The 13,893-nt window shown below is 56.5% G+C and carries 13 protein-coding genes and 1 tRNA gene; 6 read left to right on the top strand and 8 right to left on the bottom strand.

Translation table 11 applies throughout. The features are described 5' to 3' along the window. Nucleotides 1-149: 149 nt before the first annotated feature. Both F3J31_RS04845 and F3J31_RS04840 read left to right on the top strand, forming a co-directional pair. Nucleotides 150-410 (top strand): DUF2534 family protein, encoded by a 261-nt coding sequence (locus F3J31_RS04845; protein ID WP_010433451.1) that lies wholly within the window; start codon nt 150-152, stop codon nt 408-410. 125 nt (nt 411-535) lie between these two features. After that, a complete protein-coding gene (locus tag F3J31_RS04840; RefSeq protein ID WP_167211647.1) occupies nt 536-1,723 on the top strand; it encodes an MFS transporter in 1,188 nt (395 codons plus the stop codon). Between the two features lie 39 nt (nt 1,724-1,762). Here the strand turns inward: F3J31_RS04840 and F3J31_RS04835 are convergent. The 3 genes from F3J31_RS04835 to F3J31_RS04825 form a co-directional block, all read right to left on the bottom strand. After that, a tRNA-Pro gene (locus tag F3J31_RS04835) sits at nt 1,763-1,839 on the bottom strand. Nucleotides 1,840-1,911: 72 nt separating this feature from the next. Further along, nucleotides 1,912-3,672, bottom strand: coding sequence for an LPS biosynthesis-modulating metalloenzyme YejM (gene yejM, locus F3J31_RS04830; protein ID WP_048028179.1), 1,761 nt, complete (start codon nt 3,670-3,672; stop codon nt 1,912-1,914). Between the two features lie 19 nt (nt 3,673-3,691). After that, nucleotides 3,692-3,919 carry a YejL family protein gene (locus F3J31_RS04825; RefSeq protein WP_008500958.1) on the bottom strand — a complete coding sequence of 76 codons (228 nt, stop codon included), beginning with the start codon at nt 3,917-3,919 and terminating at the stop codon, nt 3,692-3,694. A 134-nt stretch (nt 3,920-4,053) separates the two neighbouring features. On the opposite strand from F3J31_RS04825, the gene yejK reads away from it, so the two are divergent. Continuing rightward, entirely contained in the window at nt 4,054-5,061 is a 1,008-nt protein-coding gene (gene yejK, locus F3J31_RS04820; protein WP_008500957.1) for a nucleoid-associated protein YejK, read from the top strand. A 50-nt stretch (nt 5,062-5,111) separates the two neighbouring features. Here the strand turns inward: yejK and rplY are convergent, their stop codons facing one another. Both rplY and F3J31_RS04810 read right to left on the bottom strand, forming a co-directional pair. Then, the gene (gene rplY / locus F3J31_RS04815) at nt 5,112-5,396 is read right to left on the bottom strand and encodes a 50S ribosomal protein L25 (RefSeq protein WP_008500956.1); all 285 of its coding nucleotides are present in this window, start codon (nt 5,394-5,396) and stop codon (nt 5,112-5,114) included. Between the two features lie 125 nt (nt 5,397-5,521). Beyond that, a complete protein-coding gene (locus tag F3J31_RS04810; RefSeq protein WP_167211644.1) occupies nt 5,522-7,282 on the bottom strand; it encodes a DEAD/DEAH box helicase in 1,761 nt (586 codons plus the stop codon). A 349-nt stretch (nt 7,283-7,631) separates the two neighbouring features. Between F3J31_RS04810 and rsuA the strand changes: the two genes are divergently transcribed. From rsuA to F3J31_RS04795, 3 genes are all read left to right on the top strand, one after another. Continuing rightward, nucleotides 7,632-8,339, top strand: coding sequence for a 16S rRNA pseudouridine(516) synthase RsuA (gene rsuA / locus F3J31_RS04805; RefSeq protein WP_021241522.1), 708 nt, complete (start codon nt 7,632-7,634; stop codon nt 8,337-8,339). Between the two features lie 15 nt (nt 8,340-8,354). Beyond that, nucleotides 8,355-9,551, top strand: a complete 1,197-nt coding sequence (locus tag F3J31_RS04800; RefSeq protein ID WP_045334334.1) for a Bcr/CflA family multidrug efflux MFS transporter — start codon at nt 8,355-8,357, stop codon at nt 9,549-9,551. A gap of 278 nt (nt 9,552-9,829) precedes the next feature. Next, the gene (locus F3J31_RS04795; protein ID WP_008500952.1) at nt 9,830-10,174 is read left to right on the top strand and encodes a YejG family protein; all 345 of its coding nucleotides are present in this window, start codon (nt 9,830-9,832) and stop codon (nt 10,172-10,174) included. 3 nt (nt 10,175-10,177) lie between these two features. Here F3J31_RS04795 and yejF read toward each other — a convergent pair whose 3' ends face one another. The 3 genes from yejF to F3J31_RS04780 are packed head-to-tail and all read right to left on the bottom strand — an operon-like array spanning nt 10,178 to nt 13,888. Next, on the bottom strand, nt 10,178-11,767 hold the full coding sequence (gene yejF / locus F3J31_RS04790; RefSeq protein ID WP_167211642.1) for a microcin C ABC transporter ATP-binding protein YejF: 1,590 nt from the start codon (nt 11,765-11,767) through the stop codon (nt 10,178-10,180). A gap of 1 nt (nt 11,768) precedes the next feature. Further along, a complete protein-coding gene (locus F3J31_RS04785; protein WP_048224178.1) occupies nt 11,769-12,794 on the bottom strand; it encodes an ABC transporter permease in 1,026 nt (341 codons plus the stop codon). Further along, on the bottom strand, nt 12,794-13,888 hold the full coding sequence (locus F3J31_RS04780) for a microcin C ABC transporter permease YejB (RefSeq protein ID WP_167211638.1): 1,095 nt from the start codon (nt 13,886-13,888) through the stop codon (nt 12,794-12,796). The genes F3J31_RS04785 and F3J31_RS04780 overlap by 1 nt, the downstream gene beginning before the upstream one ends. Between the last annotated feature and the right edge of the window lie 5 nt (nt 13,889-13,893).

Here is a 13,893-nt window from a genome sequence, read left to right as displayed (position 1 = left end):
GTGTTATTTACTTACATTTTCAATATGAATAGCGTAATAAACCACATATTTGCCATTCAAGTAGAGATTTGTACTGGCGTGGAGTCCGGCAGGCGTTTGTGTTATTTTAGACCCTCTATAATGTTATTCATCTGTAAAAGGGAAGAGAGATGGTTCGTGCAAAACTGAAAACGCCTGAAGGCCGCAAGTTCCTCCTGGCGCTGCTGGTTGTGTTTATGATTGCTGCCGCGTGCGTGGGGCGGGCCACCATTGTTGGCGTCATCGAACAGTACAACATTCCACTCTCAGCCTGGACAACCAGCATGTATGTCCTGCAATCGGCGATGATCTTTGTCTACAGCCTGGTGTTCACCGTTCTGCTGGCCATCCCGCTGGGCATTTTCTTCCTGGGCGGACGTGATAAACACTAGACGCCGATTTGCGATATCGAAGCCATCCTGCGGGGTGGCTTTTTTTATGTCTAATAATTTTTATTCGCATTTCCAGGATATTCTGTTTCGAACAAGACAGTTCAACATGAAGCAGGAGATGCGCAATGTTATCCCGGTTTGCAACGTTCAGCCGGATCCCGAAAGGAGTCTGGGTGGTGGGCGGCGTCAGTATGTTAATGGATATCTCCTCGGAGATTATTCACAGCCTGCTGCCGCTGTTTATGGTGACGACGCTGGGCGCCAGCGTTATTTTCATTGGTTTGATTGAAGGTCTGGCTGAGGCTACGGCGCTGTTTATCAAGGTGTTTTCCGGCGCCATCAGTGACTATCTGGGCAAGCGTAAAGGACTGGCGGTTCTGGGCTACGGTCTTGGCGCAATGAGTAAACCGTTGTTTGCTATCGCCTCTTCTTCCGGCATGATCCTTGGGGCGCGCTTAATCGACCGGGTCGGGAAGGGGATACGGGGAGCGCCGCGCGATGCGCTGGTTGCTGACGTTACGCCGCCGGAACTTCGCGGCGCGGCCTTTGGGCTGCGTCAGTCGATGGACACCGTCGGCGCATTTCTCGGGCCGCTGCTGGCCGTAGGATTAATGCTGCTGTGGAACGATGATTTCCGCACGATTTTCTGGATCGCGGTGATCCCCGGCGTGCTCGCCGTGGCGCTGCTTTTCTTCGGCCTGCATGAGCCGAAAACGCCCGTCGAACATAAACGCACGAACCCCATCAAAAAAGAGAACCTCAGGCGTCTTGGGAAAGGCTGCTGGTGGGTCATTGGCCTGGGGGCCATCTTCACGCTCGCACGTTTCAGTGAAGCCTTTCTTGTCCTGCGCGCACAGCAGTCGGGGGTGCCGCTGGCGCTGATCCCGCTGGTGATGGTGGCCATGAATCTGCTCTATTTCCTCTCTGCCTATCCGTTTGGCAAGTTATCGGACGGGATGAGCCATACCCGATTACTGCAGTGGGGTCTGGTGATGCTGATTGGGGCAGATGTTGTGCTGGCGCTGAGCACCCACTGGGCTGGAATGCTTCTGGGCGTTGCGCTTTGGGGAGTGCATATGGGGATGACGCAGGGGCTGCTGGCGGCAATGATTGCGAAAACCGCGCCTGGGGATCTGCGCGGTACCGCCTACGGCATTTTTAGTCTGGTCAGCGGCGTGGGATTGTTAGTCGCCAGTCTGGGCGCCGGGGTCATCTGGGAAACGTTTGGCGCGGAATATACGTTCTATGCCGGAGCGGTGATTTGCCTGGTTACGCTGGTGTACTTGCGCAAAACGCCGGACGAGGCGAAATAAAAAAAACCAGCCATAAAAGGCTGGTTTTCAATGTGTTTTTGGTCGGCACGAGAGGATTTGAACCTCCGACCCCCGACACCCCATGACGGTGCGCTACCAGGCTGCGCTACGTGCCGACGCATAGAAAGAATACTACTCGATTCCGTTTCGAATGCAAGGGAATCCGTCGCTAACTGGTTTATTATTAATCAGTTAGCGACGAAGCGCTTCTCATCCGTCAGGACCTGAAGCAGCAGGCTCAGCTGCGGTTTCTGGTCTTTAAGCCGTTCACCCTGCAGGTTATACGTCTGATAATTCCCGTTGTTGTTCAGCACCAGCGTCAGCTTCGGCGTGGTCACCACCAGCGTATTATTCCCCGCAGCCGTGACCCAGTTATGGCGGCGCGCGGCGCTGAAGAGATCCTGCCCCTGAGAATACTCGTTGGCTGGCGTGCTGACGTGTAGCAGGCGTTGCATCAGGGTGGTCATCACATCTTTATGCTCGGTAAGCATATTGATGCGCTGCGCCGGCGTACCCGGCCAGTGGATGACCAGCGGAACCTGCAGGTTCGGGCGTGACCAGCTCATGCTCTTCGTCTCGTCACCTAACGGGACGCCATGGCCTGCGGTCACGATCACCACGGTGTTATCCAGCTTGCCGGACTCACGTAGCGCGTCAAGCACGCGGCCAATCTGCGCATCAACATCACCCGCCGCGCGGCCATAGCGGCGCGCGAAATCACTCTTATTGCTGTTGGCAAGCGTAGTGCCGTTAAAGGAAACCCATGAGAACCAGCGGTTATCTTCCTGGGCATAGCGCTGGAGCCAGTTTATCCATTGGCTGGCGGTCTGCGCATCGGACTGATTTTGTGCCGCTGGCAGTGAGAAATCAGACAGTAGCGCCTGGCGGTAGAGCGGGCTGTTAAAGCCATCGGATGAGAACAACCCTAACTGATAGCCCTGCTGATTCAGCCCGGTGATCAGCGCCGCAGGTGTGCGGGTAGAGAGTACGCCGTCCATGTATCCGGCTGAAATGCCATAGAAGAGGCCAAAGATGCCCGCGTCGGTTGTGTTACCGGAGCTCATATGCTGAGTAAACGTGACGTTTTGACTCGCGAAATCGGCCAGCGCAGGCATCTGCTTCTCGTAACGGGAATAGTTCAGGCCATCGACGGTGATCAGCAGGACGTTTTGCCCGCGGCCCATATCGCGATAGCGCAGGTCGCTCAGCGGATACTGCACGCTGACGGCTTCCGGGTTACCCTGCTCGATAAGACGTCGCTGGTACTCCTGCGCATCAAGCAGGCCATGTTTTTCGAGGAAGCGACGTGCCGTCATCGGGTACGAGAGCGGCAGGTTCGCGCGCTGCATGGTAATAGGGCGATAGAAGTTCGCATCCGCCCAGATATACATGATGTGCGAACTGATAAAGGAGACGAAGAAGAGCGCGGCGACGGGCTTCGCGTAGTGGCGTCGGCGGGTCAGGCTGCGCAGTTTTTGCCAGCTCCAGGTGGCAAACAGCATCTCAATCAACAGGATCACCGGGACGCTGATAAACATCAGCTGCCAGTCACGGGCCGTTTCGTTCTGGTCGGGGTTAATCACCAGTTCCCAGACGATGGGGTTGAGATGCAGGTGGAAGCGGGTGAACACTTCACTGTCGATAAGCAGCAGCGTCATCCCCACCGTCGCAAGGATAGCGGACAAGAATCGCATCAGACGCTGCGACATGACGATAAACGTCAAGGGGAACAGGATCAGCAGATAGGTGGCGAAAACCAAAAAGCTAAAGTGACCGACAACGCTTATCCAGGAGTAGATACGCCCGGTGAGCGTTGTTGGCCAGTCTGCGACAAACAGATAACGACAGCCAATGACCGTCGCCAACAGAATGTTGAACAGGGCAAACCAGTGCCCCCAGCTGACCATCTGGGAGACTTTTTCACGGTAGCGCTGACGATTCGTCACCATAAACTGTTGTTCGTATCCCTTAATGGGCCGGGTCGTTGCTGACGGACGACTGTAAAGCCTGGGCGAAAGATTTTGCGATCGCCTGACGCTGAGCCGGAGCAACGCTGGTGTTAATCAGGTTGGTGACCATATTTCCCAAAACCATCAGGGAGAGATCGGTCGGCGTTTTATGTTTTTCCAGTACGTTGACCAGCTCACTGAGCAGTTGTTCAACGTGTTCATCACTGTAGCGGGAATGTTGTGGCATAAATCAAAATCAGTTTGTTGATGAAAGGGCAACATATTACCGTAGCAACAGCTTTTTTTCCCCTTTTTTATCTGTTGTTGCACACATGTCCTGGTGGTGGTTGAATACCGCCCGGTCTAAAAGGAGAGTTTATCATGAGTCTGGAAATCAACCAGATTGCCTTGCACCAGCTTATCAAGCGCGATGAGCAAACCCTTGAAGTGGTGCTACGCGATTCGTTACTGGAACCTACGGCGACCGTTGTGGAGATGATGGCAGAGCTGCATCGCGTCTACAGCGCCAAAAATAAAGCCTATGGGCTGTTCAGCGAAGAGAGTGAACTGGCCGATAGCCTGCGCCTGCAGCGCCAGGGTGAAGAGGATTTCCTGGCGTTTAGCCGTGCGGCAACCGGGCGTCTGCGCGACGAGCTGGCGAAATATCCGTTCGCCGACGGCGGGATCGTGCTGTTCTGCCACTACCGCTACCTGGCGGTCGAGTATCTGCTGGTTACCGTGCTGAATAACTTAAGCAGCATGCGCGTGAACGAGCAGCTGGATATCAGCTCGACGCACTATCTGGACATTAACCATGCGGATATCGTGGCGCGTATTGATTTGACCGAGTGGGAAACCAACCCGGAATCGACCCGCTACCTGACTTTCCTGAAGGGACGCGTGGGCCGCAAAGTGGCGGATTTCTTTATGGACTTCCTCGGTGCCAGCGAAGGGCTTAACGCAAAAGCGCAGAACAAAGGGCTGCTCCAGGCGGTGGACGATTTCACAGCCGAAGCGCAGCTTGATAAATCTGAGCGCCAGACGGTGCGCCAGCAGGTTTACAGCTACTGCAACGAACAGCTGCAGGCTGGGGAAGAGATTGAGCTGGAGTCGCTGTCAAAAGAGTTGGCGGGCGTCAGCGAAGTCAGCTTCCAGGAATTTACCGCAGAGAAGGGCTATGAGCTTGAAGAGAGCTTCCCGGCGGATCGCAGCACGCTGCGTCAGTTAACCAAGTTTGCCGGCAGCGGCGGCGGGTTAACCATCAACTTTGATGCGATGCTGCTGGGGGAACGTATCTTCTGGGACCCGGCCACCGATACGCTGACCATTAAGGGGACGCCGCCGAATCTGCGCGATCAGCTTCAGCGCCGCACCTCGGGCGGTAAATAGCAGGCACAAAAAACCCCGCAGAAGCGGGGTTTTTTTCGACAGGTTTGCGATTACGCGCGAACGAAGTCGATGTGAGTCAGTTTTGGCTTGAACGCGTGACGCTGAACAGCCTGAACTTTCACTTTTTCTTCTTTACCGCCAACAACGATGGTCAGAACTTCGCTGTAGAATTCAGCTTTGGTCTGCAGGTTCCACAGTTTGTCGTGATCCAGTTCGATTGCAACTGGAGCAGCTTCGCCACCGTAAACGATAGCCGGGAACTTGTTAGCGGTACGCAGGCGGCGGCTCGCACCCTTACCCTGCACGTTACGTACTTCTGCTTCGATAGTAAACATTGATTTCTCTCTGTATTTAAAACCCTACTACAGGCGACCCAGCAGCAGGTGAGTGTTCTGCCTCACGGATGTGAAGCGGGCGGCATTTTATACTCAAATGCCCCTCACATCAATGAAAAGTCCCGCTACCCGCGCAATTCGTTGGCGCGACGGAAGCGACCTTCATAGTCGAAGAGTTTTTCGCGCACCTGCCAGAACTGACCTTTTTTGCGGGCGACCACAAAATCCGGATGGCGCAATAGCACCTGCTGGCGCACGATATCGGCCACGGTGATCCAGCGCAGGGGCACGCCCGGAGTGCGGGTGTGCGGGCGGATAAACAGCTGTTCGAAGGCCGTTCGCTGAGCTGGCGTCTGAAGCCGGAAGCGCTCGCTGACGTCCGCCCCGTCTTCATCGTAATAGGTGATTTTCAGCCATTCGCCTTTTTCATCGGCGCCGGACTGCAACGCCATGCCGGAACAGCGAAGCACCAGCGCATCTTTCAGCTTTAATGCCGCTTTCAGCATGTCGTCCGGGTCAACCAGCACCGTGTCGCACTCCCGACAGCGGCGAGCGGCAATGTCATTTTCGGCGTTGCACTGCGGGCAGTTTTTAAAGCGGAAACGAAAATCGCACTGCTCGCGATGCCCGTCATCATCTTCAAACCAGCCCTGACAGCGGCGGCCAAAATGTTCGATCAGCGTGCCGTCGGCGGTGGTTTTGCCCCAGAAGGTGTTGGCAAACCCGCAGGCAGGGCAAAAGACCTGAACGGGCACGTTGTCGCTTTTCCCTTTTGGCGCGCCGACCTCAGGCGTATAGAGATCGTGTGGGTTACCGGCATAATCCAGAATCAGGCAGTCGGTTTTCCCCGGCGCCAGACGCAGGCCGCGGCCAACAATTTGCTGATACAGACTGACCGATTCGGTCGGACGCAAAATAGCGATCAGGTCGACGTGCGGGGCGTCAAAGCCGGTGGTCAATACCGATACGTTGACCAGATAGCGGAACTGCTGGGCTTTAAAGGCTTCAATCAGGCGATCACGCTCCGGGCCGGGCGTCTCGCCGGTGATGAGCGCCGCGTCGCCGGGGGGCAGTAACCCGGTGATTTCGCGTGCGTGCTCAACGGTGGCGGCAAAGATCATCACCCCTTTGCGCGTCGCGGCGAACTCCTCAATCTGGCTGATGATATGCGGCGTAATGCGCTTTTGCTTTTTCAGCTCCTGGTTAAGATCCGCTTCGCTGAATAACCCGTTGCTCTGCGCCTGCAGGCGGCTGAAGTCGTACTGCACCACCGGCATATCCAGCCGTTCAGGCGGCGTCAGGTAGCCATGTTTAATCATGTAGCGCAGCGGAAGCTCGTAGATGCAGTCGCTAAACAGGGCCTTGTCATCGCCGCGCACCATGCCGTGATAATGGTAGCGATAGATCCAGCCTTTCCCCAGACGAAACGGGGTCGCCGTCAGGCCCAGCAGGCGCAGGTGAGGGTTCACCTCTTTCAGGTGTGACAGGATTTGCTGATACTGGCTGTCGTCGTCATCGCTGATGCGGTGACATTCGTCGACAATCAGCAGCGAAAATTCGCTGCGAAATAGATCCAGATTGCGGGCCACCGACTGCACGCTGCCAAACACCACTTTGCCGTGGCTCTCTTTACGCTTTAGCCCGGCGGCGAAAATGTCGGCTTCCAGTCCAAGCGCACAATATTTGGCATGGTTTTGCGCGACGAGCTCTTTAACGTGCGCCAGCACCAGCACGCGGCCGCGGGCCAGACGCGCCAGTTCGGCAATGACCAGGCTTTTGCCTGCACCGGTCGGGAGCACAATCGCCGCCGGCTCGCGATGTTTGCGGAACCAGGCGAGGGTGGCGTCAACGGCTTCCTGCTGATAGGGACGAAGTGTAAAAGTCATGGGGTCTCGGTTTCGTTATTCCGCACATATACCCGTCATACTTCAAGTTGCCTGTGCGTTGGCTGCACTCGTTCACCCCGGTCACTTACTTATGTAAGCTCCCGGGGATTCACTCCTTTGCCGCGTGACTCGGCCTGTGGCCTCGCCCCTACGGGGCCAGCGCAAGCGCTGTTCAAAACGCTATAGGCGTTTTGTCATGCAACTCGAATTATTTAGGGTATAGATAGTATGCCACGAAACTTTTTCCCTTGAGTGGCGCAACCAGACCATTATACTGAACCGTTCCAGACTGCTTCTTTTTTCGGACCTGTTGTCCGACTTCCTGCACCATTAAGGCTAAAAAGATTTCATGCGACTTGATAAGTTTATCGCTCAGCAACTCGGCGTAAGCCGCGCTATTGCCGGGCGCGAAATTCGCGCCAGCCGCGTTACCGTGGATGGCGACATTGTGAGAGACAGCGCGTTCAAACTGCAACCTGACCATCAGGTGGAGTATGACGGCAATCCGCTGACCCAGCAGCACGGTCCGCGCTACTTCATGCTCAATAAGCCGGAAGGCTACGTCTGCTCAACGGACGATCCGGATCACCCGACGGTGCTCTATTTCCTCGACGAGCCGGTGGCGCACAAGCTGCACGCCGCAGGTCGACTCGATATCGACACCACCGGGCTGGTGCTGATGACCGACGACGGTCAGTGGTCACACCGCATCACCTCTCCACGCCACCACTGCGAGAAAACCTATCTCGTGACGCTGGAGTCACCGGTGTCGGATGACACGGCAGAGCACTTCGCGAAAGGCGTTCAGCTGCATAATGAAAAAGATCTGACCAAACCGGCGGTGCTCGAAGTCATCACCCCGACCGAGGTCCGCCTGACCATCAGCGAAGGGCGCTATCATCAGGTGAAACGTATGTTTGCCGCGGTGGGGAACCACGTTGTTGGCCTGCATCGCGAACGGATTGGTGCGATTGAACTCGATCCCGACCTGGCGCCTGGCGAATATCGCCCGTTAACGGAAGAAGAGATCGCCAGCGTCGGTCTGCCTTCGCACTAATTTCAGGAGAACTCTGTGACCACCAGGCCACACTCGTCGTTCAAAATCGTCTTCATTCTTGGCCTGCTGGCCATGCTGATGCCGCTGTCTATTGATATGTACCTGCCCGCGCTGCCGGTGATTTCCGCGCAGTTTGGCGTTCCGGCGGGCAGCGCGCAGATGACGCTCAGCACCTATATTCTCGGCTTTGCCCTCGGCCAGTTGTTTTATGGCCCGATGGCCGACAGCCTTGGACGCAAGCCAGTCATTCTGGGCGGGACGCTGGTCTTTGCGGCCGCAGCGGTTGCCTGCGCGCTGGCGCAGACTATCGATCATCTGATTATCATGCGTTTCTTCCACGGTCTGGCGGCGGCAGCGGCAAGCGTGGTGATTAACGCCCTGATGCGCGATATCTACCCGAAAGAAGAGTTCTCCCGCATGATGTCGTTTGTCATGCTGGTGACGACGATTGCGCCGCTGGTGGCCCCGATGGCCGGTGGTGCGGTGCTGGTGTGGTTCAGCTGGCATGTGATTTTCTGGATCCTGGCTCTGGCCGCGCTGCTGGCCTCCGCAATGATCTTCTTCTTTATTGATGAAACGCTTCCCGTCGAGCGCCGCCAGAAGTTTCACATCCGAACCACAATTGGTAACTTTGCCTCGCTGTTTCGCCACAAGCGGGTGCTGAGCTATATGCTGGCGAGCGGGTTCAGCTTCGCCGGAATGTTCTCCTTCCTGAGCGCCGGGCCGTTTGTCTACATCGAGCTGAACCACGTTTCGCCGCAGCACTTCGGCTATTACTTTGCGCTTAACATCGTCTTCCTGTTCATTATGACCATCATTAACAGCCGCTTTGTCCGACGGGTGGGGGCGCTGAACATGTTCCGCGCCGGGCTGTGGATCCAGTTTGTGATGGCGATCTGGCTGGTGGTGAGCGCGTTTCTGGGCGTGGGCTTCTGGGCGCTGGTGGTTGGCGTGGCGGCCTTTGTCGGCTGCGTGTCGATGGTGTCATCCAATGCGATGGCGGTGATCCTGGATGAGTTCCCGCACATGGCAGGAACCGCATCTTCCCTGGCCGGGACGTTCCGCTTCGGCATCGGCGCTATCGTCGGCGCGTTGCTTTCGATGGCCACCTTTACGACGGCATGGCCCATGCTGTGGGCGATGGCTTTTTGCGCAACCAGCTCGATACTCTTCTATCTTTACGCCAGCCGACCGCGAAAAGCGGTCCACTAAAACACAGAGAAGGCCCGGCAGGGCCTTTTTTGTTGATGCATATCAACCAAACCCCGTTCGTTTATGCTGTGTTTGTTTATTTTATGTAAAATCTATTTGTGTAAAAAGTCACATCATTGTATTCAAAAAGGTTGAGTTAGATCGCAGAAACGGGTACATATAGCGCCGACGCGAGCCTGAATACCGATAAAAAAGTGCTGAATAGTGCAGGCTGACGATGATGTGTTACTATAAATGTAAATAAATTGTGAAGTAAATTTTGCTTCCGGGGAACGAACGTGAATACATTACAACTTTCTATTGTCCATCGCTTGCCCCAGAGCTATCGCTGGTCGGCGGGTTTTGCTGGTTCGAAAGTTGAACCGATTCCGCAAAACGTCGCGGGCTGTGAAAACTGCCTGGTGGCGCTCAAGCTGTTAAGCCCGAGTGACGAAAATGCCTGGCGGGTGATGGAGCGCCTCAGTCAGGCCCTGACGGATATCGAAGTGGACAGCTCCGTACTGGAGTGCGAAGGTGAGCCGTGCCTGTTTGTGAAAAGCCAGGACGAGTTTGCTGCCACCTGCCGTCTGAAAAATTTTGGCGTTGCCATTGCCGAGCCTTTCTCCGGTCAGTACCCGTTCTGAGCGCTAGTCTGACGACAACAGCTGGCGCGTGTAGCGCTGCGTTGGCGCGCTAAATACGCGCTGGCAATCGCCCTGCTCGACTACCTCTCCCTGACGCAACACAATCACCTGATGGCATAGCGCCCGCACCACCTGCAAATCATGGCTGATAAAGATATAGGCCAGCCGGTGCTTTTCCTGTAACCCTTTCAGCAGCGCCAGGATCTGCGCCTGAACGGTCCTGTCCAGCGACGACGTGGGTTCATCCAGAATAATCAGCTCCGGTTTCAGGATCAGCGCGCGGGCAATGGCGATACGCTGGCGCTGCCCACCGGAAAATTCCGCAGGGTAGCGGTGGCGCGTCTCGGGATCTAGACCTACTTCGGCCATGACCCGCATGACCTCCTGCTCGCGTTGCTGCGCGCTCAGGCCGGGCTGATGGACGCGCAGACCCTCTTCGATAATCTGTAACACGCTGAGCCGTGGGTTAAGCGAGGAGTTGGGATCCTGAAACACCACCTGCATGCGGGGACGCACGGGCAGCATCTGGCGGCGGTTCCAGCGGTGCAGCGGCATATCGTCAAACAGGATCTCGCCCTGGGAGGCAATTAAGCGCAGCAGCGCCAGACCGGTGGTGCTTTTACCCGAGCCGGATTCGCCCACCAGCCCCAGGGATTCCCCCGGGCGCAGTGAGAAGCGGAGGTTTTTCAGCACCGGGTTGTGATCGACAATGCGGCGCAGAATACCTTTGCGGATCGGGAACGAGACGGACAGATCCTCAACGCGCAGCAGCGGCGTGCTGTCCGCATCGAGAGGAACCGGGTCGCCGGAGGGTTCGCTGTCGAGCAACCGCTGCGTATAGGGGTGCTGCGGTGCGCTCAGCAGCGTTGATGCCGTATTCTGTTCAACACAGCGCCCGTTCTGCATCACCGCCACGCTGTCGGCCAGCTTTCTGACAATGCTCAGGTTGTGCGTGATAAACAGCAGGCTCATGTTCAGCTCGTCACGCAGTTCCCGCAGCAGCGTCAGTATTTGCGCCTGTACCGTCACGTCCAGCGCCGTTGTGGGCTCGTCGGCTATCAGCAGTTCGGGGCGCGTGAGCAGGGCCATGGCGATCATCACGCGCTGGCGTTCGCCGCCGGAGAGCTGATGCGGAAAATCATTCAGTCGTTTGGGCGCATTGCGTATGCCTGTGCGTTCAAGACAATCCAGAATTTCTCCCCGCGCGGCCTCTTTGCGCATCCCACGGTGCAGGGAGAGCACTTCATAGAGCTGTTTTTCCAGGCTGTGCAGCGGGTTAAGCGACACCATCGGCTCCTGGAAGATCATCGCGATTTTGTTGCCGCGAATGCCGCGCAGGGTCTGTTCGTCGGCGTTCAGCAGCGAACGGCCGTGAAAGAGAATATCCCCTTGCGGGTAGCTCACTGGCGGAGAGGGCAGCAGCCGCAGGATGGAGAGCGCCGAAACGCTCTTGCCTGAACCCGATTCACCCACCAGGGCCAGCGTTTCACCGCGCTGGATCTGCAGCGTCAGGTCGCTGACCACGGTGCGCGTCTCGTCCTGTTTTGAAAAGGCAATCGACAGGTTATCAATACTGAGCAGGGGCTGGGTCATCTTATACCGCCTTGTTCGGATCAAAGGCATCGCGCACGGCTTCGCCAATAAAAATCAGCAGCGACAGCAGCACGGCCACGGAAAGAAAGGCGGCGATGCCTAACCACGGCGCCTGCAGGTTGTTCTTGCCCTGCAGCAGCAGTTCGCCAAGCGATGGGGAACCCAACGGTAACCCGAAACCGAGAAAATCCAGTGAGGTGAGGGTGGTAATGGAGCTACACAGAATAAACGGCAGGAAGGTGAGCGTTGCCACCACGGCGTTGGGCAACATATGGCGGAAAATGATCCCGCGATCGCTCACACCAAGCGCCTGCGCGGCGCGAATATAGTCGAAATTACGGGTGCGCAGAAACTCGGCCCTTACCACACCGACCAGCGCCATCCAGCCGAACAGGACGGTGATGCCTAATAGCCACCAGAAGTTGGGCTGTACGACGCTGGAAAGCAGGATGATCAGAAACAGCGTCGGCATGCCTGACCAGACTTCAATAATCCGCTGACACCACAGGTCAATCTTCCCGCCGTAGTAACCCTGAACGGCACCCGCCACGACGCCCATCACGCTTGAGAAGAGCGTCAGCATCAGTCCAAAGAGAAGCGAGATTCGCGTGCCGTACAGGATGCGTGCCAGCACGTCGCCGCCGTTAGCATCCGTTCCCAGCCAGTTTTGCGCGGAGGGCGGGGAAGGGAAGGGGCTTGTGGTGGCGAAGTTAATGCTGTTTGCGCCAAAACGTACCGGCGCCCAGAGCGCCCAGCCGTGCTGCTCAATCTGCTGGCGAAGCCACGGATCCTGATACTCCGCCGGCGTCGCAAACGGGCCGCCAAAGTCGCTTTCGCTGTAATTGGCGATGACCGGCACGTACCAGCGATCGTTAAAATGCACCAGCAGCGGTTTGTCGTTGGCGATCAGTTCTGAAAACAGGCTTAAGACAAACAGCACGGCAAAAATCCACAGCGACCAGTAGCCGCGGCGGTTGTGGCGAAAGCGGGCCCAGCGGGCCTGGTTGACGGGGCTTAAACGCGGCATCATCGGCCCTCAAAATCGATTCGGGGATCGACCAGCGTATAGCTGATATCGCTGATGATATTCAGCAGCAGGCCAATCAGGGTAAATATATAGAGTGTGCCAAACATTACCGGATAATCGCGCGACACGGTGGCCTCATAGCCCAGCAGCCCCAGGCCGTTGAGCGAGAACATCACCTCTATCAGCAGCGAGCCGGTAAAAAACATACTGATGAACGTGGCCGGAAACCCGGCGATCACCAGCAGCATGGCGTTGCGGAACACGTGTTTCCACATGATCTGCTTCTCGCTCACGCCTTTGGCGCGGGCCGTGACGACGTACTGTTTACGAATTTCATCGAGAAAGGCGTTTTTGGTCAACATGGTGAGGGCCGCAAACCCGCCAATGACCGTTGCCAGAACCGGCAGCGTAATATGCCAGAGATAGTCGGTAATTTTCTGGTACCAGGGCAGGGAGCTGAAATCGGCGGAGACGAGCCCTCGCAGCGGGAAAAGGTCGAAATAGCTTCCCCCGGCAAAAAAGACGATCAGCAGGACGGCAAACAGAAACGCCGGGATGGCATAGCCGATAATGATGAACGTGCTGCTCCAGATATCGAACCGGCTGCCGTTGTACACCGCTTTGCGGATCCCGAGCGGAATAGAGACCAGATAGATGATAAGCGTACCCCACAGCCCCAGCGTGATCGAAACCGGCAGGCTTTGCTTGATCAGCGTCAGCACTGACGCACTGCGAAACAGGCTATCGCCAAAATCAAAGCGGATGTAATCCCAGAGCATTTTGAAATAGCGCTCGTGAATCGGTTTGTCAAAGCCGTAGCGGTGGGTGATCTCGGCGATCACTTCCGGATCCAGACCGCGTCCGCCGCGGTAGTGGCTTTCACTGATATTCCCTACGCCGGTTCGCGCATGGCTGGCGCCCATCCCTTCACCACCGCCGCCGGGCATGCCGCCGCTGTTGCCAAATTCAATGGCGGCAATGGCCTGATCGACCGGCCCACCGGGGGCGATTTGCACGATAAAAAAGTTAATCGTGATGATGGCCCACAGGGTAGGGATGACCAGCAGCAGACGGCGGAGAAGATAGGCACACATGATAA

This window comes from Enterobacter sp. Acro-832, assembly GCF_011752745.1.
In the GTDB taxonomy this organism is placed as follows: domain Bacteria; phylum Pseudomonadota; class Gammaproteobacteria; order Enterobacterales; family Enterobacteriaceae; genus Enterobacter; species Enterobacter quasiroggenkampii.
This window is presented reverse-complemented; position numbering and strand designations above follow the sequence as displayed.